Source organism: Zhongshania aquimaris (genome assembly GCF_019312595.1).
GTDB lineage: Bacteria > Pseudomonadota > Gammaproteobacteria > Pseudomonadales > Spongiibacteraceae > Spongiibacter > Spongiibacter aquimaris.
In genome coordinates this window covers 157594-178997 of record NZ_JAHWDQ010000002.1, presented here as the reverse complement: position 1 = coordinate 178997, position 21404 = coordinate 157594, and the positions used below count along the sequence as shown (strand labels likewise).

Genomic DNA, 21404 nt, shown 5'->3' with positions numbered 1-21404 from the left:
AGAGGTATCGGCGTGAATATTAATCTCACACTGATTGGACAATCGATCAGCTTTCTGTTCTTTGTGTGGTTCTCCTACAAATTTGTATGGGGTGCCATTCGCACAGCGATGGATGAGCGTGAAAAGCAAATCGCTGATGGTCTGGATGCTGCGGATCGCGCGGGTCGTGACCTTGAGTTAGCTCAAGAAAAGGCGACCAAGCAATTACGCGAAGCGAAAGCAGAGGCGGCAACAATTATTGATGCTGCTAATAAGCGTGCTAGCCAGATCGTTGAAGAAGCGAAAGACGTAGCACGAACTGAGGGCGAACGCCTGAAGGCGGCTGCTGAAGCACAGATTGAGCAAGACGTGAACCGCGCTAAAGAACAGCTGCGTTCACAAGTTGCCAAGCTTGCTTTGGTTGGCGCTGAGAAAGTGCTTGAAGCATCTATCGATGAGTCTGTTCATAAAGACATGGTCGACAAGCTGGCCGCGAGCCTTTAAGCGAGGTTGATCATGGCGGAATTAAGCACAACAGCTAGGCCCTATGCTAAAGCGGCCTTTGAGTACGCTTTAGCGGCATCGACGTTGGGAGAGTGGTCTGCAATGCTGGCAACAGCGGCAGCCGTATCCCAACAACCGGAAGTGATGAGGTTTTTAAGCTCTCCGGCGATGACAACCGAGCAGCAAGCGCAAACGTTTATCAACGTATGTGCTGATACATTTAATGCTGGCGGAGAAAATTTCATCAAGATTCTCGCAGAGAACAAGCGCTTGGGCTTACTCCCAACAATAAGCGAATTGTTCGAAGCGCAAAAGGCCATCCAAGAACGTACAGTGGATGTAGAACTGACAACAGCGTTCGCGCTGGATTCAGAGTCTGAGAAGCGTCTTGTTGAAGCTTTAGGCAAAAAATTGGCACGCGAAGTTCATGTTCACACTACTGTCGATCCCTTGTTATTGGGCGGCGTGATTGTGAAAGCAGGGGACTTGGTAATAGATGGCTCGGTGCGCGGTCGCTTAGCGAAACTCGCTGAAGCAATAAATTCCTGAGCGTTTAGAGAATAGGATTGAGGAACAGAGCATGCAGCAACTGAATCCATCCGAGATTAGCGATATTATCAAACAGCGCATCGATAAATTAGATGTGTCTGCTCAAGCCCAGAATGAGGGCACGGTAGTATCCGTATCTGACGGTATCGTACGTATCCACGGTTTAACCGAGGTGATGTACGGTGAAATGATCGAGTTTGAAGGTGGCCGTTTTGGTATGGCCCTTAACCTTGAGCGCGATTCTGTAGGTGCCGTAGTACTAGGTGACTACTTAGGAATTGCCGAAGGTCAAACCTGTAAATGTACAGGTCGTATCTTAGAAGTACCGGTTGGTCCTGAATTACAAGGTCGCGTTGTTGACGCACTGGGTAATCCAATCGATGGTAAAGGTCCTATCAACGCAAAGTTGACCGACGCAATTGAAAAAGTTGCTCCCGGCGTAATTTGGCGTAAATCGGTAGACCAGCCAGTGCAGATCGGTCTTAAAGCCGTTGATGCCATGGTACCTATCGGTCGTGGCCAGCGTGAGCTGATCATCGGTGACCGCCAAATCGGTAAAACAGCCATTGCTGTCGACGCTATCATTAACCAGAAATCGTCTGGTATTAAATGCGTGTACGTCGCTATCGGTCAGAAAGCCTCTTCTATTGCCGCAGTAGTGCGTAAATTAGAAGAGCACGGCGCTATGGAACACACAGTGGTTGTTGCGGCGACGGCTTCTGATCCAGCATCTATGCAGTTCATTGCACCGTTCACTGGTTGCACCATTGGTGAGTACTACCGCGATCGCGGCGAAGACGCACTAATCATTTATGATGATTTGACCAAGCAGGCTTGGGCCTACCGTCAAATCTCCCTGTTATTGCGTCGTCCACCGGGTCGTGAAGCTTATCCCGGCGACGTTTTTTACCTCCACTCTCGTTTGCTTGAGCGCGCAGCCCGCGTTTCAGAGGATTACGTAGAGAAGTTCACCAACGGTGAAGTAAAAGGTAAAACAGGTTCATTAACGGCTCTGCCAGTTATCGAAACCCAAGCGGGTGACGTATCGGCTTTCGTACCGACCAACGTTATCTCCATCACTGACGGTCAGATCTTCGTAGAAACCGATATGTTCAACTCAGGCATTCGTCCTGCGATGAACGCAGGTATTTCGGTATCGCGGGTTGGTGGTGCAGCACAGACAAAGATTATTAAGAAATTGTCTGGTGGTATTCGTACCGCATTGGCTCAGTACCGTGAATTGGCGGCGTTCTCGCAGTTTGCTTCTGATCTAGATGAAGCGACCAAAGCTCAGTTGTCACAAGGTGAGCGCGTTACCGAACTGATGAAGCAGAAACAGTACAGCCCCCTCAGCATTGCTGAAATGGGTCTGTCTTTGTACTGCGCCAACGAAGGCCATCTGAAAAACGTTGAAGTTGCTAAGATTCTAGATTTTGAATCCGCAATTTTATCTTTCGCCAACAGTGAATACGCTGCGGTAATGAAAGAAATCAACGACAGCGGTAACTGGAACGCAGAACTGGAAGGCAAGTTCAAAGAACTCGTTGAAAAGTTCAAGGCAACTCAGACTTGGTAAGACGTTAAGCTGCGCGCAAGCGCAGCTTTTCTGCTTGAGGATTGTTGAATCATGGCAGGTGCAAAAGAGATACGCACCCAGATATCCAGCATCAAGAGCACGCAAAAAATCACTAGCGCCATGGAAATGGTTGCGGCGAGTAAAATGCGCAAAGCTCAAGATCGCATGGAATTGGGTAAACCCTACGCTAAGCGCATGCGCGCTGTGGTGGGTCATATCGCCAATGCAAATCCAGAGTACCGTCATCAGTATATGACTGAGCGGGAAGTTAAACGCGTCGGTTATGTCATTGTCTCTACTGACCGCGGCTTGTGCGGTGGTTTGAATACCAATGTATTCAAGAAGGCCATCAAAGCAATGCAAGGCTGGTCAGAAAAGAACGTAGAAATTGATTTGTGCTTAATCGGTAGTAAAGCCGGTGCATTCTTCAAGAGCTATGGCGGCAACGTTGTTGCAGCGGCAAAAGATATGGGTGAAGCACCCAGCGTTGCTGATTTGATTGGCAGTGTAAAAGTTATGCTCGACGCTTACGGCGAAGGCAAAATAGATCGCCTGTATCTGGTTGGTAATGAGTTTGTGAACACCATGACTCAAAACCCATTTGTAAACCAGCTACTGCCTCTAGAAGCAGAGCAAGATGACAGCTTAAAACACCACTGGGATTATATTTACGAGCCCAGCCCTGAAGAATTACTGGAAGGCTTACTGACTCGTTATGTTGAGTCACAGGTTTACCAGACAGTGGTTGAGAACGGTGCTTGTGAACAGGCAGCTCGAATGATCGCGATGAAGAACGCGACTGACAATGCCGGCGATATTATCGACGGTCTGCAGCTGGTTTATAACAAAGCACGTCAGGCGGCGATTACCCAGGAACTGTCGGAAATCGTGAGTGGTGCAGCGGCGGTAGCGTCGTAAGATTTTTTACCACTGAAACAGAATTTGATTATTTAAGGTTTTGAAGAGGAACCGGACATGAGTAGCGGACGTATCGTACAAGTTATCGGCGCCGTTATCGACGTGGAATTTCCACGCGATGCGGTACCACAGGTCTATGATGCACTGTTGGTTGCTGACAGCGGTCTGACCCTGGAAGTGCAACAGCAATTAGGAGACGGCGTAGTTCGTACCATCGCCCTCGGTTCTTCTGAAGGATTGCGTCGTGGCCTTAACGTAAACAACACTAAAGAAAAAATCATGGTACCTGTGGGCATCGAAACCCTGGGTCGGATCATGGACGTGTTGGGCAACCCAATTGACGAATGTGGCCCCATCGGTGAAAAAGAGCGTATGCCTATTCACCGTAAAGCGCCTGCTTACGAAGAATTAGCGGCGTCTTCTGACCTGCTCGAAACTGGTATTAAGGTTATCGACTTGGTTTGCCCATTCGCTAAGGGCGGTAAAGTTGGTCTATTCGGTGGTGCGGGTGTTGGTAAAACCGTCAACATGATGGAATTGATCAACAACATCGCATCTGAGCACAGCGGTCTGTCTGTATTTGCCGGTGTTGGTGAGCGTACCCGTGAAGGTAACGACTTCTACCACGAAATGCAGGAATCTGGCGTTGTTAACGTTCAAGACTTCAGCAAATCAAAAGTAGCAATGGTTTACGGCCAGATGAACGAGCCACCGGGCAACCGTCTGCGTGTAGCACTGACTGGTTTGACCATGGCTGAAAAATTCCGTGACGAAGGTCGTGATGTACTGTTGTTCGTTGACAACATCTACCGTTACACCTTGGCTGGTACAGAAGTATCTGCACTGTTAGGCCGTATGCCTTCAGCGGTAGGTTACCAGCCAACACTGGCAGAAGAGATGGGTGCACTTCAGGAGCGTATTACCTCCACGAAGACAGGTTCTATCACATCTATTCAGGCGGTATACGTACCGGCGGATGACTTGACTGACCCTTCACCAGCAACTACCTTTGCTCACCTTGACTCTACCGTTACGTTGAGCCGGGACATCGCTTCTAAAGGCATTTACCCTGCGGTAGATCCTCTGGACTCCACCTCACGTCAGCTCGATCCGCTGATTGTTGGTGTAGAGCACTATGAAGTGGCCCGCGGTGTACAGATGGTATTGCAGCGCTATAAAGAGCTGAAAGACATCATCGCGATCCTTGGTATGGACGAATTGTCTGAAGAAGACAAAACAACTGTAGAACGCGCACGTAAAATTGAGCGTTTCTTGTCACAGCCTTTCCACGTTGCTGAAATCTTCACCGGCAGCCCAGGAAAGTATGTATCTCTGAAAGATACTATTGCTGGCTTTAAAGGCATTCTCGGCGGTGATTACGATCACCTTCCAGAGCAGGCTTTCTACATGGTTGGTACCATCGACGAAGCAATCGAGAAAGCGGCTAAACTGTAAGCTCGCACTAGCGAGCTTTATGCCTGAGAGGCGAAAATATGGCTATGACTATTCATTGTGACATCGTGAGTGCAGAGGCAGAGTTGTTCTCTGGCCGTGCCAAGCTGATTGTTGCAAACGGTACCCAGGGTGACCTGGGTGTGACTTATGGTCACGCGCCGTTGCTAACATCCTTGGAACCAGGTCCGGTACGTATCGTACAAGACAACGGCGAAGAGATTATTTTCTATGTGTCTGGCGGTTTTCTGGAAGTACAACCCAATGTGGTTAGTATTCTTGCAGATACAGCTATGCGCGCCGGCGACCTCGATGAGGCAGCCGCACTAGAAGCACAAAAGCACGCTCAACAAGCGATGTTGAATCAAAGTGCAGATGTCGATTACTCCCGTGCAGCAGCGCAGTTAGCGGCAGCATCGGCTCAGCTTCGGACTTTGCAGCAAATTCGTAAGTCACTAAGTAAATAGTACGGTTTAACCGTATTAGAAAAAGGGCGGCTCTGGCCGCCCTTTTTTGTTTCCGTTACTATCTCCTGTTACATCCTTTTATCGGTAAACACGCGCAACAGCAAAAGGTTAAATAATGACACTAGACGTAGTGATTCTGGCCGCAGGTCAGGGCAGCCGAATGCGCTCCAAGATCCCTAAAGTGCTGCATGAAATTGCCGGTAAGAGCATGCTGAGGCACGTTGTCGACGTCGCCGAAAAAATTGGCGCCGATAGAAGCCATATTGTGATCGGTCATGGCGCTGATTTGGTTAAAGAAAGTCTCGCCGGACAAAATATAAAATGGTCTCTGCAAGCGGAACAAAAAGGTACCGGCCACGCTGTAGCCCAAGCGTTGCCAGTCATCCCCGAGGATAGCCGCGTTCTTATTCTCTATGGCGACGTACCGCTTATTTCGTCACAAACCCTCGAGGCATTGCTTGAGACCGCCTGCGCCGACACCCTTGCGCTGCTTACCGTGTACTTAGACAAGCCAGCGGGCTATGGCCGTATTATTCGAGATGGCAATAATAATGTTATTGCGATTGTCGAACAAAAAGACGCGACGCCAGAACAGCTATTAGTAAAAGAAGTAAACACCGGCATTATGTCGGTAAGCGCGAAGAAGCTAAATCAATGGCTGCCAAGGCTTAAGTCTAATAATGCCCAGGGCGAATATTATTTAACCGATATTGTTGCCATGGCTGTCGCTGATAGCGTTGCCATTAAAGTAAGTCACGCGGCACATCCCATGGAAGTGCAGGGCGCTAATACTCGCTCGCAGCTGCAATTACTTGAGCGCTATTACCAAGGGCATCTTGCTGAAGAGCTAATGGCTCAAGGTGCTAGCTTAGCCGATGCAACACGCATAGATATCCGCGGTAATTTACAAACTGGCGAAGATGTCTTTATTGATGTGAATTGCGTTTTCGAAGGTGACGTTGTGCTGGGCGACGGCGTAAGCATTGGCCCAAATTGCCATATTATTGATTCAAACATTGCTGCGAACTGTGAAATAAAATCTAATTCTGTCATTGAAGGTGCAAACTTGGCCGCGTCCTGCGCGATTGGACCATTTGCGCGTTTGAGGCCAGGTACGGTATTGGCCGAAGAAGTTAAAATTGGCAATTTTGTAGAAACGAAAAAAGCAAACATTGGCCGCGCAAGTAAAGTGAGTCATTTAAGTTATATCGGTGATGCCGAAATAGGACGCGATGTTAATGTAGGTGCAGGAACGATTACCTGTAACTACGATGGCGTTAATAAATTTAAAACCGAGATTGCAGATAACACTTTCGTGGGGTCAAACACCGCACTTGTAGCGCCGGTTAAGGTGGGCAAAGGCGCAACCATTGGCGCTGGATCAATCATTACTGGCAATATTGCCGATGGTGAATTAGCGGTAGCGCGCGCTAAGCAGCGTAATATCACTGGGTGGAAGCGGCCAGAAAAAAAGCCCCGTGATTAACTGCAAAAACAGAATTTAAAAAGGAACGACACATGTGTGGCATTGTAGGTGCAGTAGCGCAGCGCGAAGTTTCAGGTATCTTATTAGAAGGTTTGCGACGCCTAGAATATCGCGGCTACGATTCAGCTGGCATGGCGATTATTGACCCAGATGGTCAAATTCAGAATCGTAAGCGGGTTGGCAAAGTTGAAATGCTATCCGAAGAATTAATAGCCAGTCCCCTGCGCGGTCGGGTGGGGATTGCGCACACTCGCTGGGCTACTCACGGCCAGCCTAGCGAACAAAATGCGCATCCACATATGTCCGGTGATATCGCTTTAGTTCATAACGGCATAATAGAAAATCACACAGAATTACGCACGCGCTTAGAAACCTTGGGTTACGTCTTCCTATCGCAAACAGATACAGAAACCATCGTTCATTTAATACATTATTACAATCAACAACAGAATGACCTGATGGCCGCGCTAAAATTAGCGATTGCAGATTTACACGGCGCTTACGGTTTAGCGGTTATTCACGCGGCGGCTCCTGAAAAAATTATTTGCGCGCGAAAGGGCAGCCCACTGGTTATTGGTATCGGTATTGGTGAGAACTTCATCGCTTCAGATCAGCTCGCGTTACGACAAGTGACAGACCGTTTTGTCTACTTGGAAGAGGGCGATATAGCTGAGATTACGCCAGATAACTACAAAATTTTTGATGCCGAGTTTAATCCGGTATCCCGTGAAATAACCCAAATCGATGCAGCGGCTGAGTCGGTAGATAAAGGCCATTACCGTCACTTTATGCTAAAGGAAATTTATGAGCAGCCTGCAGTTATTCGTCGTTCTCTGGCGGGCAGATTGGGCAGCAATAAAATTCTTATTGAGGCTATGGGGTCACGCGCAGGCCAAATTCTAAAGAATATTTCGTCTGTGCAGATTGTTGCCTGCGGTACGAGCTATCACGCCGGCATGGTCGCTAAATATTGGATTGAAGGCTTGGCGGGTGTGCCATGTAGAGTAGAAGTCGCAAGCGAATTCCGCTACCGGAAATTTAAAGTTCAAGACAATACCCTGTTTGTAACCATTTCACAGTCGGGTGAAACGGCGGATACCCTTGCCGCCTTGCGACTTGCAAAAACCCTAGGCTATTCCGCGTCGATGACAGTTTGCAATGTTGCGCAAAGCTCTTTAGTTAGAGAGTCAGATTTATACCTAATGACAGAGGCTGGCCCAGAAATTGGCGTAGCTTCAACCAAAGCCTTTACAACTCAGTTAGTCGCTTTATTATTTTTAACCGTTGCGCTTGGTCGCCATCACGATATGAACGAAGCGCAGGAAAGGGAAATTGTCACGGCATTAAATGCCCTGCCTGACCTTCTTGCCGAGACATTAGAATTAAATTCCAATATTAAAAAAATGTCTAATGCCTTTGCGGAAAAACACCACGCTTTATTCTTGGGGCGCGGCGCGCAGTGGCCGGTGGCGATGGAAGGGGCGTTAAAGTTAAAAGAAATTTCTTATATCCACGCAGAAAGTTATCCCGCGGGAGAGTTAAAACACGGCCCCTTGGCATTAGTGGATGCAGACATGCCTGTGGTCGCGGTAGCGCCGAACGACGAGTTACTTGAAAAATTAAAATCCAATCTAGAAGAAGTGCAGGCTCGTGGTGGCCAGCTATTTGTTTTCTGCGATAAGGCGGCAGGATTTAAAGTGGCAAAAGGCATGAACATAATAGAATTGCCACACGTTAACGATGTCATCGCGCCGATAATCTATACCATTCCTTTGCAATTATTGTCTTATCATGTGGCAATTCTAAAAGGTACAGATGTCGATCAACCTCGTAATTTGGCTAAGTCTGTTACCGTAGAATAAAAAATAACACACTAACTATACTGCGATATAAGAAAAATGATATGTGATATAGGTCAAGATTTACAATGTAATAAATCTTTCGTGCATGAAATGTCTATATAGAAATTAGTTAGCATTTTATACAATGACTCGAACTAAGAACGTTATTGATTAACGGAGAAATAATGGCAACGTCAGGGAACGATAATAATAATGACGCTATTTTTTCTCCTTTGCGCCACGCTTTGTTTCGCAATATGTGGTTTAGTAACACGATTTCCAATGCTGGCGGGCTGATTCAGAGCGTCGCGGCTGCCTGGATTATGACCAGTATTTCGACCGCCGATCACGTCGCCTTAGTACAAACAGCAACCTTTCTACCGATGGCCTTGTTCGCATTACCGGCCGGCGCCATTGCGGATATTTATGACCGTCGCAAGGTGCAAATCACGTTTTTCTTACTGTCTTTGATCGCGGCTGCCATCATGGCCCTAGTATCTATACTGGGTTTAATTACACCTTGGGTATTACTGGGCTTATGCTTTTTAGTGGGCACGGGTGGTGCTTTGGCAGCACCCGCGCGGGGGGCGTCGATCGCGGAACAGGTACCCAAAGAACTGCTTCCTCAGGCGGTAGCGCTAAATAATATTAGCTATAATTTGGCGCGCAGCGTAGGGCCAGCGATTGGCGGACTTATTGTTGTTAGCTTTGGCGCAACAGCGGCATTTGCCATTAATGCGATTTCCTTTTTGCCAATGCTGGAGTCCCTGCGTAGATGGAAGAGAGTAACTGAGGTTTCTCGTCTGCCGCCAGAGGGCTTGTTGCGCTCAATAAACTCCGGCGTGCGTTATGTAATGAATATGCAGCCAGTGCGCCGCGCTATCGGGCGTGCATTTGTTCTCTGTTTTATCGGTGCGTCACTACCTTCTCTGATGCCCTTGATCGCCCACGACTTGCTACAAGGCAATGCCGGTACATTCGGCCTGTTGTTGGGTTCATTTGGCATTGGTGCGGTGTGCGGCATTTTTGTACTTCATCCTATGCGCAAGAAAATTGGCAACGAGAATACCTTAAGAGTGTGTACTGTGATCATTGCTGGAAGCTTAGTGGCTTTGGCTGCGAGTACTAGCATTGCCTTGGATTTCTTCATTCTGATGGTCGCGGGTATGGCGTGGATGATGATCACGACATCCATCAGCGTTCTGGTTCAGTTGTTTGTGCCGCGATGGGTGATGGGGCGCGCGATAGCGACGTCAAGTGCGTCGATTACTTTGGGTGTAGCGATAGGTTCCTGGGTGTGGGGTCTTATTGCCAAAGATCACGGGGTGGTAATCGCGTTTCAGATATCGGCTGTCGCGTTGATGGTGTCACTGCTATTAGGGCTTCTTTTGCCGGTGGCAGATAGGACGACCTCTACCGAGTTAGATGAACAAGTCTTAGACGACCCGGATGTTACCCTGGGTATTAGCGGCCGTAGCGGCCCGATAAGCATTGAACTGCAGTACCAAATTCCAGAGGATAAGGCTCGAGATTTTTATAGACTAATGCGAGATCAGCAAAAAGTTCGATCACGCAATGGCGCGTATGCTTGGTCGTTATCTCGTAATATTGCTGACCCAGAATGTTGGTCTGAACGATTTAGCTGCCCAACGTGGAACGACTATTTGCGCTTGCGTAACCGAAGAACCATCGAAGATAGCGATCTGCAGCGGCAAGCGGCAAAAATGCATATCGGCATTGAGCCCATTAAAGTATTGCGTTGGCTTGATCGCCCCGCAGGGTCAGTCCGCTGGAGTGACGACGCACCTGACCGTGGCGATGATGCCTTAAAGCTAGAAATACACTCTTAGCCCGCGGCAATTTATCTCTGGTAAGTATCTCGTCTTTTAGATAAGCACGGAGTTCATTATTTTTACAATTCGGCGCGTATTGAGTAATCCCATTGTGCTGCTGACGTGTGTCGCTTTATTTTGGGGTGGTAATGCAATCGCCGGCAAGTTAGCGGTGGGACATGTTTCACCAATGCTGTTAACGACGCTGCGTTGGTTATTTGCGGTTGTATTCATTGCGCCTTTTGCACTAGTTAAAGTGCGAGAGCAGTGGCAAATTATTCGCGAAAATATGCTGATGCTATTTCTGTTTGGCGCTTTCGGTTTTGCCGGATTTAATGCACTTTTCTATCACGCCTTAAATTACACCTCAGCGATCAACGTGACGATAGAGCAATCAATCATGCCCTTGATTGTTTTCTTCGGAAATTTTTTATTATTTAAATTAAAACCAAGTGCATTACAGCTAGTAGGATTTTCCCTAACTTTATTTGGTGTCGCAATCACAGTATCCCATGGTGATTTGTCCCGTCTCTTGTTGCTGAATTTGAATCGCGGTGACGCCTTAATGATGTTGGCAGCGCTATTGTACGGAGCTTATACGGTTACCTTAAGATATAAACCTGCACTGCATTGGCAAGCTATGATATTTGTTCTGGCTGTGTCGGCCCTGTTGTCGTCACTACTCTTGGCATACTTCGAGTATCAATCTGGAAAAATGCTATTCCCAGATTTGCACGGAATGGGCGTGGTTTTATATATTGCTATTTTTCCGTCGCTTTTAGCTCAATCGCTTTATATTCGCGGAGTAGAAATGGTGGGCGGAAATCGCGCCAATTTATTTATTAATTTAGTGCCGGTATTCGGTTCAATACTAGCCGTACTCATTCTGGGAGAGGTATTACATGCTTACCATATTGTGGCACTCCTACTTGTTGTCGCTGGAATTTTGTTAGCAGAGCGCAGCGCGATGATGCGCCCAGAGGTGGGGTAGATGAAAATTGCGGCGGCCATCGTAGAAAATAGCAGTATTAAATGTGACAGCTGCCGAGCGGCTTGCTGCCGTCTAGAAGTCATGTTGATCAGTGATACCGGCGTCCCAGAAAAATACATACAGCGCGATGAGTGGGGCGGTGAAGTGATGGCGCGTTTAGATGATGGCTGGTGCGCGGCACTAGACCGCGATTCCATGCTTTGCATGATCTATGAAAATAGACCGTTTATTTGCGGTGATTTTGCGACCGGCTCGTATGAATGTTTAGATGAATACGAGCCGCGTTAATCTAAAATAATAAGATGATTCGGCAGCTCGTTTTTGGCTGCGCTGGCGGGAAGTTGTCGCTGCAATTCTTTGCCACAAGATTCTATACATTCAATAAAGCCCTGCGCGGTCTCGCCTTTGGCAACCCGTGCGGTGAATTGGCTAACGATAGCTTGCCAATAACTATCTGGAATCTTTGCGGAGATACCGCGATCCACCAAAATTTCCACATAGCGCTCCGCTTCAGACACAAAAATTAGCATGCCTGTTTCGCCCTGAGTGTGATGCAGATTTTGTTCTAAAAACTGTCGTCTCGCTAAATTGCTGGCGCGCCAGTGCCGCACTGCGCGGGGGATTAGTCGTGTTTGAACTTTTGGCAGTTTGAACACGACTGCCAGTAAAATAAAGACGGCCCACTGGCACAAAATTAATTGATGTACGCTTAGCCATTGGGGAAAGTAATTTACCGCGCTGGGCAATAACAGCGCTAAAACACTGGCCCATAGTAAGGGAATGTAGGTGTAGTCATCGGCTTGGCGAGCCAAGACGGTGACTAATTCGGCATCAGTTTGACGCTCAGCATTGCTGATGGCCTCTGCGACCTGCGATTGTTGCTGTTGGTTTAATAAAGCCATAAATAACTCTGTGTTTTTAAATTCGCGACGGGGTAAATAAGCTCATTGCCTTACCAGCCTCCAGAGGCGCCGCCGCCGCCAAATCCGCCGCCACCTCCACCAAAGCCGCCACCGCCAAATCCACCGCCACCGAAGCCACCACCATAGCCGCCGCTGCGACCTAGGGCGGAGCCCAATAGGAGGCCGCCGAGTAAGCCGCCGCGACCCCGGCCACCGCCCATCATCATAAAAATAATCAGAATAAAGAGCAGGCCGCCCAGGGCGGGTGGTGATTTCTTAGTGGAAGTTTGCTTCTTAGCAATCGCTTGCGCTTTGCCGTCAATGATCAAAATCATGGCTTCAACAGCACGGCTAACGCCGCCGTCGAAGTCGCCGGCTTTAAATGCCGGTGTGAGTATTTGCTGAATAATTTGCGCGCTGCGGGCATCCGTCAATTGGCCCTCTAAGCCATAGCCAACCTCAATGCGCATTTTTTTCTCTTTCATGGCGATAATCAATAAGGCGCCATTGTTCTTATCTTTTTCGCCAATGCCCCAGTGGCGACCCAGTTGATAACCGTAGTCGGCAATATCGTAGCCCTGTAAGTTCGGCAGGGTGACCACCACAAGTTGATTGCCAGTGCGTTGTTCCTGCGCGGCGAGCTGAGCAATAACTCTTTGCTCGGCACTGGCTGAAAGTAACTCTGCGGTATCGACGACGCGACCACTTAGTTTGGGAAACTCTGGCTCAGCGGCGAAGACGCTGAGGCTACAGAGTAAACCGCAGAGCAATAGCGATGTGCTTTTAAAAAAAGACATTAGAAATTAACCTGAGGCGCTTCATCAGCCTTTTCGGCAGTGGCTTTAAAGGTTTCCCTTTCTTTTAGTTCGCTATACATCACGCTATGCCAAATCTTGCCGGGGAAGGTTCGAATTTCGGTGTTGTAACGACCAACTGCAAGGATGAAATCGCGGCGGGCAACGCTAATGCGATTTTCAGTGCCCTCTAACTGGGACTGCAATGCCAAAAAGTTCTGGTTAGACTTAAGGTCGGGATATCTCTCAGACACCACCATCAAGCGACTTAAAGCGCCGCTCAGCTGCGATTGCGCCGCTTCAAATTGCTGAAGTTTCTCAGGGTTATCGAGAATACTTGCATCAACCTGCATCGAGGTCGCTTTCGCCCGGGCTTCAACCACAGCGGTCAGGGTTTCTTTTTCCTGGGCGGCAAAACCTTTCACCGTCGAGACTAGGTTGGGAATAAGGTCTGCGCGGCGCTGGTATTGGTTTTCTACCTGTGCCCATGCCGCTTTGGCTTCTTCATCTAGGCGGGGAATATTGTTAATGCCGCAGCCTGTGAGTAATAGGCTGGTAAACAGTAAAATGAATAGGGTGCGACTGCGGTGGGTTAGCGATGGTGTTGCAGCGTTCATAATATCGGTCTCGTGAACAAACAGACCTCAATGGTAACACCCTAGTTGACGGACTGCAGAGTCGATACACACATCGCCTCTGCAGCGAGTAGTTTACGCAACGCGGTGCAAGCGCTTGCGACCATTGGCCGGGGCTTTGGGGAAGTTGGGCTGGGTTGGCTCCCGCTTACGGTGCAGATAGTCAATAATGGCTTCACGAATTTTCTGATCGCCACCCTCAATCCCTTGATTGCCGAATAGCCGGTTAAATTCAAATACATAGGGATGGTCACTGACCATGGCGATATCAAAACCACCGTGGTCAATACTTAAACTTGTTGCCAAGTGCAGCGCTAGATTGACGGCCTGCGCGGGGACTGGACTTTGGTCGATAACGCCGCCCTTGGCGACATTATTGTAAAAGCCCTGGTCTGACTGCAAGCGCCAGTACGCACAGACTACTTGATCGCCGATAATGACGACTCGAATATCGCGGTTTATGGGCAGGTATTCCTGCACATACAATATATCCGTGCGTTCCAAATAGGCTTTCCAATCGGCGCGGGTTTGAATTAGCCACACGCCGCTACCCTGTGACGCCTTGGGGAGCTTGGCAACAAAGGGAAGCAGCATCAGCTCCCACAACTCATCGGCGTTGCCGGGGGTGTTGGCGCGAATTTCGGTTTGGGGAATATTGGCCGGTGCCACCACTTCAAAGGCGCGGGTCATCTCAATTTTGTTATGCCCCAATAAATAGCTGGCTTGGCTTGGGAAAACCTTGGCTTTAAGCCCATAAATTAAGGCGTTGAGCTGCCAGTACTCAGGATACAAAACCCAGTCGGCACTCGTGATGTCGTCTTTATGTTTAAAAATCTGCTCAGGTTTTAGCTGCAGGGTGTCATTAAAACCGAGGGTGCGAAAAACGTCGAAGGATATCCACGCCATGATTGCTTACAAGAAATTGAGGTGCGCCTTTTTAAGCCCAATTTTCTATTTGGTCAATAGCCTAAGAACGGCATTTATTGGCTTTGTTTGCCTTCGCTATTTTAACTGCTTAATAAAGGCGTCAGATTCACTAATTGCTTTTTCCATAGCGCTTAGCAATTGCTGCACATCGCGGTCGATTCCGGCTAGCTCCCCTTTCAGGGCGCCAATCGCAGAGGCGTTGAGATTGTGCTTCAGGTACAGCACATTGTCGCGCAAGGCGTTCAAGACGGGGTCGATGCTCTTTTCCGCGCGACGCATAGATTTGATCAAGGCACTGTATTGGCGCTTAGTGGCTTGCAGTTTGCTAGCACTGTCAGCGCGCAGGCGGTCATTGGTGTACAGCTTCAATTCGTCTTGCCACTCGTCAAACAAGGCCTCTGCCACTGATTCCACGCTATTGATGCGGTCGCTTACTTCTTTGGCGGCCGCTTCGCTGTCTTCAAACTCGCTATTTAGGCGATTGTAATGGCTTTCTAAATTGCCGCCATTAAAGCTCACCACAGAGCGAAACTCGCTTAGGGCATCTTTAAATTGTTCTTGGGCGTCTTCTTGAGACTCTTTGGCCTCATCGACACGGTCTACCAATATATCTCGTTTATGCACACCGACTTTTTCCATGGCGTTGTAATAAGTCGATTCGCAAGCGGAAATTGAAATTATCGCTGTGGTAGCGAGCAGGAGTATCAAAAGGCGCATGGGATGTCCGAGGGTATTATTAATTATATGCACAATGGTAGCGTGCATGGCCCGATGCAGCAAACAGCAGTGGCGGATAAATTAAAGAGCGTAGTAGCGCGTACCTGGAATTGCTCTTTCCGCGCAGTAACACCCGATTCTATTTCAAAGGCGCTAACCACGAGTCGCCCCCGAGCATTCGCTGTTGTCCGAGGTTCCAATTAGCGCGCGACAGTAAATGCGGCGCTGGAGACGCGGGTTTGTAGTTGAGAGGACTGGGTAAGGTTGAGGCGAGCAGGGCGGATTGCATGGGAGATAATTGAGCGGCGGAAACGCCAAAGTGGTAGCGACTGGCAGCTTGCAAGCCAAATACCCCATTGCCCCATTCGGCGATATTCAAATAGATTTCCAGAATGCGCTGCTTGGGCCAGCACAGCTCTACCAAGCCGGTGAACCACACCTCAAGACCTTTGCGCAGCCAACTGCGTCCCGTCCATAAATACATATTGCGGGCGACCTGTTGGCTGATGGTACTGGCGCCGCGCAGACTGCCGCGGCGCTCGCGCTCGGCAAAAGCTTTTTGAATCGCTTTTATGTCGAAGCCATAATGAGTTGGAAAGTTTTGATCCTCAGATACCACAGCCGCCAGTGCGGCATGGCGGGGTATTTGATGCCAACTCAACCACTGCTTTTTTAAATGGTAGTCCGTGTTGCGCTGTTGCCAGCTGCGTTCCAGCATCACCATACTGACGGGCGGATTAATCCAGCGAAACGGCAAAACCAGTGCGACACTGAGTAGTACTAATATAAGGGCTGTGCGAAAAAGTAGCCTCGTTATTCCCTTTTTTCTGGCCATGGTATGCCCCATAGTGAATGCCATTTATCCCTTTCTAAGAGGGACGATCTATAAGATGCTCTGACGGAATATGTGCGCATTCGTTGCACGTGATTATAGTTATAATTAACGTCATTTCGCTGTCGATAATTAGGCGTTTACGCAAACATACACGGAATTGGTCGATTCGCCATTTTGGAATGGATTGTAAAAAGACACCACATGGGAGCTTACACTCTTAAATACGGTCGCCAATAAAGCCTCAAAGCTGGCTTCTGGCAGATTTTGCGACCACATCGCAAACACGCCCTTGGGCTTTAGCTGCATTGCCATGAGTGCGAGATTTTCAGTGGTGTAAAAGCTGGCGTTGGCGGAGTTTAAAAATTCGGTGGGCGAGTGGTCTATATCTAAAAGAATGGCATCAAATTTTCTAGCCGTATTGTCTGGATCAAAGCCTGAACGGGGATCGGTCGCCAAGTCGAAGAAGCTGCCCAGCACATAGCGGTGTCTCTTATCGGCGTTTAGAATTTTCCCGAGAGGAACCAACTCATCTTTATGCCAGCCGATAACGGTGTCTAAGGCATCAACCACCAGTAGCTCGCTAATTCGCGTGTCTTTTAGTGCCGCGACTGCGGTGTAACCCAGGCCGAGGCCACCGACAACCACACTCAGATCTTCGCCTTGCGTTGCAGCTAAGCCGAGGGTGGACAAGGCCTCTTCGGCATCGACAAACATACTCGACATTAAAAATTCGTCGCCCAGTTTTACTTCGTAAATATCTCTTTCACCATAGGCGGGCATGCGCCGTCTACGCAGTGATATTTCGCCTAAGCTTGAGGTTTGGCTATCAATTTCTTCGAATAAAAGAGACATGTACCGATATCCTGATGGGCTATTTGGGCTTCTTTCGCAAGGCTTTCTGATGGTATGAGAAGTCATCACCTTTGGCGAGGCGGTCGTAAAGCACAACGTTCACCGTCGCGGCTAAATTCATACAACCCTGCGTTGGTATGTAAACAATATCCTGGCAAAATTCGGTGATCTCTTTTTTCAGAGTACCGTCTTCTGGGCCAAAAATATAAAAAGCCTGGGCAGGGTGTCTATAGGTGGTGAGCGGTTTGGCGCCGTCAAGCAACTCAACTGCTACGGGTACGCAGCCGAGGGGAATAATATCTTTTAAATCCTTGACGCCAATGAGTGGAATTTTCTCATGGACTTTTTGGGTGTCGGTGTAAAAGGGCTTGGCATAATCGTAGCGCGTGCCGGTATAGAACACCGAGCTAACGCCATAACAACCAGCAGCTCGCATCACTGAGCCTATATTCTCAGGAGATTTAGGATTAAACAGGCCGATACAGGTGTAGCTATTTTTCATTGTGAATGCACAGTGTTATTTTAAATTACGAGATATTAGCGTTTGCAGCGCCACTAGCCGCTAATCATAAGCTACATCACTGTTTGAATGTTATTTTTGTACCGAAGAAAAAACAGCTCAGCTAGTGTTGTTTAGAACGAGGACTTATATCGGAATATGAGCAGCGCGTATCGCTCGACGCAAATTCGAGTAGTCATGGGTATGTGCAAGTACGGGTGGATGAATGCCCTCGGGAATACAGCCCATCTCAATGAGTGCCCATTTAATTGGAATCACATTTGGCTCGTCTAACAGTGCTTGCACCAAAGGTTGTAAGCGTGCATTGAGTAAATCAGCACGTGCCGTTTCACCCGTCTCGACAGCAGAACACAGCTTTTGAACAAGTGCAGGAGCGATATTGGCAACGATGGACACAATTCCTGAATAGCCTTCACACAAGCTTTGATAAGCGCTGGCGAGGTTGCCTGAATAGAGGGCAAGTTCTGCAGGCAGTTCCTGATGCGCGATTTGAAGGGGCTGCTTGGAATAGTTTACAAAGCCGCCAACTCCCGACATGTTTGCCAGGGTCAAAATATCGGGTGGTGAAATTAAATTGGGGTGGGTGAAATCGTCGCCAATAATCAATGGCCTTTTCGCGCTGTCTATGACAGCGCGAAAATAGTCGAATAGGGCATCTTGCGATTGAATGGGCGAAGTAGGGTTGCGCAGTAATACAGCGTTGGCGCCGAACTCATCGGCGGCAGCGGCAAACTCAAAAACCTGCTCGTGGGACTCGCTGCTTAAATCGGCAATAACACCAATTCTGCCATCGGATTGCCAAATGGCGCGACGAAGTAATTCAGTGCGCTCATCAATATGCATTGCAGAGGATTGATTCACGGCGCTGGCAACAATGAGCGCCGAGCTGCTATTGTCGATATGCCACTCCACCAGTGTTTCCAGAATCTCGTAGTCTGGCGACCCGTCTCTATGAGTTGGGGTGATCAGCTCAACAATACTGCCTTTGATCATAGGAGTACTCCTAAAAGTAGTCATCAGCACAGGTCTAAAGTATAGCGGCAAAATTCAGGACTGTAGAAATCGCGTTAAAAAGTTTATGTGCGGTGTTTAATCGGTATTATAGATCTTCATATTTAAAATCTTATCGTATGGAGAGTGACTATGAGCAACCTAAGTAAGCAAGTTGAGCATGAATGCGATTCATCGACGGGCTGCAACGCGATTGAACTGCTTCTCCATCCGCGCGAAAAAGATCTAGGTGGTTTTTCTGTGCGGCGTGTGTTGCCTGCAGTTCAGCGGAAAATGGTCGGCCCGTGGATCTTTTTCGACCATATGGGTCCGGCGGAATTTAGCGCAGGCGAGGGGATCAATGTTCGACCTCATCCGCATGTCAATATTGCGACGGTGACCTACCTGTTTGAAGGTGAAATATTACATCGCGACTCGGTGGGTAGTTTGCAGGCGATTAAGCCGGGCGATATCAATTTAATGGTCGCGGGTAGCGGCATCACCCACTCTGAACGTGAGCGTCCAGAGCTGACGGCGGTCGATCATACTTTGCACGGATTGCAGCTGTGGTTGGCACTACCTGAAGCAGATGAAGAGATTGATGCCGCCTTCTATCATTATCCCGAGGCGGATATTCCGACGGCAGTGGTCAATGATGTCGCCGTGCGGGTCATGATGGGCAGTGCATACGGGGTCACATCACCGGTGAAGGTATTTGCTAAAACCCTCTATGTAGAAGCGCACTTAAAGGCAGGTCAAACACTAAGCTTACCCGACGCAGATGAGCGCGCCGTATACGTTGCTAAGGGCAAATTAAAGTCTAAGGAAACTGAAATCGCCGAATACGCCATGGCGATATTTTCCGATCAGAAAGGTATTGTTTTAGAGGCCAGCGTCGATTCGCGAATTGCCATTATCGGTGGTGAAAATATCGGCAAGCGCTATATTGAATGGAATTTTGTGTCTAGCAGAAAGGAGCGAATTGAGCAGGCGAAAGAAGATTGGCGCGAAGGTCGATTTCCTCTGGTGGCCGGCGATGAGGACGAGTTTATTCCCCTTCCGGAATGATAAATTTAGAAAGAAATAATCACTCTGTCGGAGGTTCTAAATCTTGGCTAGAGAAGACAGAAGATTGCTAGTGTGCAATGACTAATCGCGATCAGCAGCAAGTACGGTCTGCCTCCATCAGCGGATTGATATTAGGCCCGGCTATGTTAGCGCTGACTCTAATAATACCGCCACCCGCTAGTATGACAGCGGAGGCTTGGTTGGCCTTGGGCGCTACGTTGTGGATGGCAATTTGGTGGGCCACCGAGGCGATACCTATCCCCGCGACGGCGTTATTGCCGCTAATTTTAGTGCCGGTATTGGGGGTCGCCAAGGTAGAGGATTTGGCTGGTGCCTATGCCAATGGCATTATCTTTTTGTTTTTGGGCGGCTTCCTCTTAGGTTTGGCGATGCAGCGCTGGCAATTGCACCGGCGTATTGCCCTGCGAATTTTACTGGCGGTGGGACAACAGCCGAGTCGTCAGATTGCTGGTTTTATGGTTGCCACTGCGTTTTTGAGCATGTGGGTGAGTAATACCGCGACCAGCATTATGATGTTGCCGATAGGTTTGTCAGTGATTGGGTTCGTTCCTGCGGGGAATGAGATCCAGCGCCGTCGCTTTGCAGTCGCGCTGCTACTGGCTATTGCCTATAGTGCCAGTATTGGTGGTATTGCTACCTTGATCGGTACGCCCCCAAATGCGATGTTGGCGGCGTATTTAAAGGCGGATCACGATATAAGTATTGGCTTTGCGCAGTGGATGCTTATTGGTGTTCCAATCGCGGCAGCGATGCTGTCGTTCACTTGGTGGTGGCTGTGTCGCAAGGGGTTTGAGGGTTTGGATACGGCTGACAGTCGCAGTCTGCTGCAGGCCGAGTTGCAAAAGCTCGGTGCATTGACAAGCGCAGAGAAACGCGTGCTGTTGATATTTTTAGCCACGGCTGCGGCGTGGGTATTTCGACCTTTGCTTGCCACATTTCTTCCGGGCGTTAGTGATACCGTTATCGCGATGACGGCGGCTATTCTACTTTTTTCAGTGAGATCTGGCGGAGAAAACTCCCAAGCTCTGCTGGACTGGAATTCCGCAGAGAAATTGCCATGGGGTGTTTTATTGCTGTTTGGTGGCGGCCTTGCCCTGGCGGCGATGATTAAAACATCAGGCTTGGCCCAATGGATAGCGCAGAACTTCTCGTTGCTGAATGGATGGCCCATATTTGCGGTAGTACTGATGATTGTGACGGTGATTATTTTCCTCACTGAAATAACGAGCAATACCGCCACCACGGCGACCTTCTTACCGCTGCTGGGCGCCTTGGCGGTGTCGCAGTCGGTATCGCCTCTGTTGTTTGTTGTGCCCGCTGCCATTGCGGCATCGTGTGCCTTTATGATGCCGGTCGCTACGCCGCCAAATGCGGTGGTATTTGGTAGCGGTGAGCTGCGCATTAAAGACATGATGCATGTAGGTGGTGTTTTGAATTTGTTCGGAATTGCCTTGGTTAGTTGCGTGGCCTACTACCTTGTTCTTGCACTATTTATATCGTGACAAAGATGACAGATAGGGAATGTTGCCGACTGCGGTGATTCGACAC

At 48.8% G+C, this 21404-nt stretch carries 22 protein-coding genes; 13 read left to right on the top strand and 9 right to left on the bottom strand.

Annotated elements, in window-relative coordinates:
- The first annotated feature begins 12 nt into the window (after positions 1–12).
- From KXJ70_RS09615 to KXJ70_RS09565, 11 genes are all read left to right on the top strand, one after another.
- Positions 13–483 (top strand): F0F1 ATP synthase subunit B, encoded by a 471-nt coding sequence (locus KXJ70_RS09615; RefSeq protein ID WP_123181780.1) that lies wholly within the window; start codon positions 13–15, stop codon positions 481–483.
- A 12-nt stretch (positions 484–495) separates the two neighbouring features.
- Positions 496–1032: a F0F1 ATP synthase subunit delta gene (locus KXJ70_RS09610; protein WP_219043292.1), complete on the top strand. Its 537-nt coding sequence runs from the start codon at positions 496–498 to the stop codon at positions 1030–1032.
- A 31-nt stretch (positions 1033–1063) separates the two neighbouring features.
- Positions 1064–2608: a F0F1 ATP synthase subunit alpha gene (gene atpA / locus KXJ70_RS09605; protein WP_219043291.1), complete on the top strand. Its 1545-nt coding sequence runs from the start codon at positions 1064–1066 to the stop codon at positions 2606–2608.
- A 51-nt stretch (positions 2609–2659) separates the two neighbouring features.
- Complete coding sequence (gene atpG / locus KXJ70_RS09600; protein ID WP_219043290.1) at positions 2660–3526, top strand: F0F1 ATP synthase subunit gamma; 867 nt, start codon at positions 2660–2662, stop codon at positions 3524–3526.
- A 57-nt stretch (positions 3527–3583) separates the two neighbouring features.
- Positions 3584–4981 carry a F0F1 ATP synthase subunit beta gene (gene atpD / locus KXJ70_RS09595; protein WP_219043289.1) on the top strand — a complete coding sequence of 466 codons (1398 nt, stop codon included), beginning with the start codon at positions 3584–3586 and terminating at the stop codon, positions 4979–4981.
- A gap of 38 nt (positions 4982–5019) precedes the next feature.
- The gene (locus KXJ70_RS09590) at positions 5020–5445 is read left to right on the top strand and encodes a F0F1 ATP synthase subunit epsilon (protein ID WP_103685058.1); all 426 of its coding nucleotides are present in this window, start codon (positions 5020–5022) and stop codon (positions 5443–5445) included.
- A gap of 115 nt (positions 5446–5560) precedes the next feature.
- On the top strand, positions 5561–6931 hold the full coding sequence (gene glmU, locus KXJ70_RS09585; protein ID WP_219043288.1) for a bifunctional UDP-N-acetylglucosamine diphosphorylase/glucosamine-1-phosphate N-acetyltransferase GlmU: 1371 nt from the start codon (positions 5561–5563) through the stop codon (positions 6929–6931).
- A 32-nt stretch (positions 6932–6963) separates the two neighbouring features.
- Positions 6964–8793 carry a glutamine--fructose-6-phosphate transaminase (isomerizing) gene (glmS, locus tag KXJ70_RS09580; protein ID WP_219043287.1) on the top strand — a complete coding sequence of 610 codons (1830 nt, stop codon included), beginning with the start codon at positions 6964–6966 and terminating at the stop codon, positions 8791–8793.
- 164 nt (positions 8794–8957) lie between these two features.
- A complete protein-coding gene (locus tag KXJ70_RS09575) occupies positions 8958–10622 on the top strand; it encodes an MFS transporter (RefSeq protein ID WP_219043286.1) in 1665 nt (554 codons plus the stop codon).
- A gap of 79 nt (positions 10623–10701) precedes the next feature.
- The gene (locus KXJ70_RS09570; protein WP_255558387.1) at positions 10702–11595 is read left to right on the top strand and encodes a DMT family transporter; all 894 of its coding nucleotides are present in this window, start codon (positions 10702–10704) and stop codon (positions 11593–11595) included.
- Positions 11596–11883 (top strand): YkgJ family cysteine cluster protein, encoded by a 288-nt coding sequence (locus tag KXJ70_RS09565; RefSeq protein ID WP_219043285.1) that lies wholly within the window; start codon positions 11596–11598, stop codon positions 11881–11883. It abuts the gene before it with no gap.
- Here the strand turns inward: KXJ70_RS09565 and KXJ70_RS09560 are convergent.
- The 9 genes from KXJ70_RS09560 to KXJ70_RS09520 form a co-directional block, all read right to left on the bottom strand.
- Positions 11880–12497, bottom strand: coding sequence for a TPM domain-containing protein (locus KXJ70_RS09560; protein WP_219043284.1), 618 nt, complete (start codon positions 12495–12497; stop codon positions 11880–11882). The two genes, KXJ70_RS09565 and KXJ70_RS09560, sit on opposite strands and share 4 nt — an antisense overlap.
- 50 nt (positions 12498–12547) lie before the next feature.
- Positions 12548–13294 carry a TPM domain-containing protein gene (locus tag KXJ70_RS09555; RefSeq protein ID WP_219043283.1) on the bottom strand — a complete coding sequence of 249 codons (747 nt, stop codon included), beginning with the start codon at positions 13292–13294 and terminating at the stop codon, positions 12548–12550.
- Positions 13294–13908 (bottom strand): LemA family protein, encoded by a 615-nt coding sequence (locus tag KXJ70_RS09550; RefSeq protein WP_219043282.1) that lies wholly within the window; start codon positions 13906–13908, stop codon positions 13294–13296. Before KXJ70_RS09550 ends, KXJ70_RS09555 begins: the two co-directional genes overlap by 1 nt.
- Before the next feature lie 93 nt (positions 13909–14001).
- On the bottom strand, positions 14002–14832 hold the full coding sequence (locus KXJ70_RS09545) for an ATP-grasp domain-containing protein (RefSeq protein ID WP_219043281.1): 831 nt from the start codon (positions 14830–14832) through the stop codon (positions 14002–14004).
- A 96-nt stretch (positions 14833–14928) separates the two neighbouring features.
- Positions 14929–15570 (bottom strand): DUF2959 domain-containing protein, encoded by a 642-nt coding sequence (locus KXJ70_RS09540; protein WP_219043280.1) that lies wholly within the window; start codon positions 15568–15570, stop codon positions 14929–14931.
- Positions 15571–15709: 139 nt separating this feature from the next.
- On the bottom strand, positions 15710–16405 hold the full coding sequence (mtgA, locus tag KXJ70_RS09535; protein WP_219043279.1) for a monofunctional biosynthetic peptidoglycan transglycosylase: 696 nt from the start codon (positions 16403–16405) through the stop codon (positions 15710–15712).
- Positions 16406–16534: 129 nt separating this feature from the next.
- The gene (locus KXJ70_RS09530) at positions 16535–17257 is read right to left on the bottom strand and encodes a polyamine aminopropyltransferase (RefSeq protein ID WP_219043278.1); all 723 of its coding nucleotides are present in this window, start codon (positions 17255–17257) and stop codon (positions 16535–16537) included.
- A 19-nt stretch (positions 17258–17276) separates the two neighbouring features.
- On the bottom strand, positions 17277–17759 hold the full coding sequence (locus KXJ70_RS09525; RefSeq protein ID WP_219043277.1) for an RNA methyltransferase: 483 nt from the start codon (positions 17757–17759) through the stop codon (positions 17277–17279).
- Positions 17760–17903: 144 nt separating this feature from the next.
- The gene (locus KXJ70_RS09520) at positions 17904–18770 is read right to left on the bottom strand and encodes a dihydrodipicolinate synthase family protein (protein ID WP_219043276.1); all 867 of its coding nucleotides are present in this window, start codon (positions 18768–18770) and stop codon (positions 17904–17906) included.
- Between the two features lie 150 nt (positions 18771–18920).
- On the opposite strand from KXJ70_RS09520, the gene KXJ70_RS09515 reads away from it, so the two are divergent.
- Together KXJ70_RS09515 and KXJ70_RS09510 are read left to right on the top strand one after the other, a co-directional pair.
- Positions 18921–19835 (top strand): pirin family protein, encoded by a 915-nt coding sequence (locus tag KXJ70_RS09515; RefSeq protein ID WP_219043275.1) that lies wholly within the window; start codon positions 18921–18923, stop codon positions 19833–19835.
- A gap of 77 nt (positions 19836–19912) precedes the next feature.
- Complete coding sequence (locus KXJ70_RS09510; protein ID WP_219043274.1) at positions 19913–21358, top strand: SLC13 family permease; 1446 nt, start codon at positions 19913–19915, stop codon at positions 21356–21358.
- Positions 21359–21404: the final 46 nt, after the last annotated feature.

Excerpts from the sequence above, each read along its gene's own strand:
- KXJ70_RS09610 (WP_219043292.1), top strand. The coding sequence starts at position 496 with ATGGCGGAATTAAGCACAACAGCTAGGCCCTATGCTAAAGCGGCCTTT.
- atpA (WP_219043291.1), top strand. The coding sequence starts at position 1,064 with ATGCAGCAACTGAATCCATCCGAGATTAGCGATATTATCAAACAGCGC.
- atpG (WP_219043290.1), top strand. The coding sequence starts at position 2,660 with ATGGCAGGTGCAAAAGAGATACGCACCCAGATATCCAGCATCAAGAGC.
- atpD (WP_219043289.1), top strand. The coding sequence starts at position 3,584 with ATGAGTAGCGGACGTATCGTACAAGTTATCGGCGCCGTTATCGACGTG.
- KXJ70_RS09590 (WP_103685058.1), top strand. The coding sequence starts at position 5,020 with ATGGCTATGACTATTCATTGTGACATCGTGAGTGCAGAGGCAGAGTTG.
- glmU (WP_219043288.1), top strand. The coding sequence starts at position 5,561 with ATGACACTAGACGTAGTGATTCTGGCCGCAGGTCAGGGCAGCCGAATG.
- glmS (WP_219043287.1), top strand. The coding sequence starts at position 6,964 with ATGTGTGGCATTGTAGGTGCAGTAGCGCAGCGCGAAGTTTCAGGTATC.
- KXJ70_RS09575 (WP_219043286.1), top strand. The coding sequence starts at position 8,958 with ATGGCAACGTCAGGGAACGATAATAATAATGACGCTATTTTTTCTCCT.
- KXJ70_RS09565 (WP_219043285.1), top strand. The coding sequence starts at position 11,596 with ATGAAAATTGCGGCGGCCATCGTAGAAAATAGCAGTATTAAATGTGAC.
- KXJ70_RS09560 (WP_219043284.1), bottom strand. The coding sequence starts at position 12,497 with ATGGCTTTATTAAACCAACAGCAACAATCGCAGGTCGCAGAGGCCATC.
- KXJ70_RS09555 (WP_219043283.1), bottom strand. The coding sequence starts at position 13,294 with ATGTCTTTTTTTAAAAGCACATCGCTATTGCTCTGCGGTTTACTCTGT.
- KXJ70_RS09550 (WP_219043282.1), bottom strand. The coding sequence starts at position 13,908 with ATGAACGCTGCAACACCATCGCTAACCCACCGCAGTCGCACCCTATTC.
- KXJ70_RS09545 (WP_219043281.1), bottom strand. The coding sequence starts at position 14,832 with ATGGCGTGGATATCCTTCGACGTTTTTCGCACCCTCGGTTTTAATGAC.
- KXJ70_RS09540 (WP_219043280.1), bottom strand. The coding sequence starts at position 15,570 with ATGCGCCTTTTGATACTCCTGCTCGCTACCACAGCGATAATTTCAATT.
- mtgA (WP_219043279.1), bottom strand. The coding sequence starts at position 16,405 with ATGGCCAGAAAAAAGGGAATAACGAGGCTACTTTTTCGCACAGCCCTT.
- KXJ70_RS09530 (WP_219043278.1), bottom strand. The coding sequence starts at position 17,257 with ATGTCTCTTTTATTCGAAGAAATTGATAGCCAAACCTCAAGCTTAGGC.
- KXJ70_RS09525 (WP_219043277.1), bottom strand. The coding sequence starts at position 17,759 with ATGAAAAATAGCTACACCTGTATCGGCCTGTTTAATCCTAAATCTCCT.
- KXJ70_RS09520 (WP_219043276.1), bottom strand. The coding sequence starts at position 18,770 with ATGATCAAAGGCAGTATTGTTGAGCTGATCACCCCAACTCATAGAGAC.
- KXJ70_RS09515 (WP_219043275.1), top strand. The coding sequence starts at position 18,921 with ATGAGCAACCTAAGTAAGCAAGTTGAGCATGAATGCGATTCATCGACG.
- KXJ70_RS09510 (WP_219043274.1), top strand. The coding sequence starts at position 19,913 with ATGACTAATCGCGATCAGCAGCAAGTACGGTCTGCCTCCATCAGCGGA.